Source organism: Pseudomonas sp. P5_A2_2, assembly GCF_054177685.1.
The window spans coordinates 1-1,086 of the sequence record NZ_JBGCUL010001303.1 but is presented as its reverse complement, the minus strand read 5'-3'; the positions used below and the strand labels follow the sequence as shown (position 1 = coordinate 1,086).

Genomic DNA, 1,086 nt, shown 5'->3' with positions numbered 1-1,086 from the left:
CTGCATATTGCCGCCGGATGGGGTGCTGCCGGTGATTTTTGTGCCGGGGATCATGGGGTCGAATTTGAAGAGTAAGCCTGCTGAGCAGGAGAGCGAAGAGCAGGGAGAAGAGGGGGTACCCATCTGGCGGTTGGATGCGGGGTTCATGGGAAAGAACATGTGGTTGGCGAAAAACTGGATATTTAAAACACCAGGCGAACGTCAAAAAATTCTGCATCCGGTTCGTGCGGAAGTTGATAGAGAAGGAGCGGTGCCTAAACGCGCCGTAGGTACGGTCATTACCCAGCCAGAGCCAGACAAGAAAAAGGCAGCCTTGGCCTTGTCCAAACGCTATCGAGAACGTGGCTGGGGCGAAGTCAGCGAAACCAGCTATCACGCTTTTCTGCTTTGGCTGGAAGACACCCTGAACAGCCAATTCCTGCCCCACCAATGGCCGCAATTCGACATCCGGCCGGAGCACTTGCACACCGTGGCCGTCGAGCCTGGGCCTACGCACATCACCCGGTTAAAACCTGAAATYCCCATCGCCATGCCGGGATTGGGCGCCAACCTCGCCAGCCAGTTGCCGTCGAYACTTTCGGACGAGTTGGTGGCGCGTGGCGGCTACCGCATGCCGGTGCATGCCTGTGGTTACAACTGGCTGGACTCCAACGAACAGGCCGCGTCCAGGCTGGCCAAGCGCATCGATGAGCTGATGCACCAGTACGGTCGCAATTGCCGGCAGGTGATTCTGGTGACGCATTCCATGGGTGGGCTGGTGGCGAGGCGATGCGCGCAACTGCCGGGCATGGCCGACAAGATCGCCGGTGTGGTCCATGGGGTGATGCCTGCCATCGGCGCGCCGGTCGCTTACCGCCGCTGCAAAGTCGRCATGAGCGACGAGRACCCCATTGCCGGTGCGGTGATTGGCCCGACCGGCCAGGAGGTCACCGCTGTGTTTGCGCAGGCGCCCGGWGCCTTGCAATTGCTGCCCACCCAGGATTACGCCCCGGGTTGGCTGCGGCTGATCGACGAGCGAGGCGGGCCGGCCATGCCGCGCCAGCCGGAAAAAGACCCATACGAAGAGATTTATCTGCGGCGTGACCG

1 protein-coding gene is annotated in these 1,086 nt (G+C 60.9%); it reads left to right on the top strand.

Annotated features, from left to right (window positions below; all coding sequences use genetic code 11):
• Positions 1-250: 250 nt before the first annotated feature.
• Positions 251-1,086 (top strand): esterase/lipase family protein (locus ACXRVY_RS30965; protein WP_458239204.1); only part of this gene is annotated, 836 nt, incomplete at its 3' end.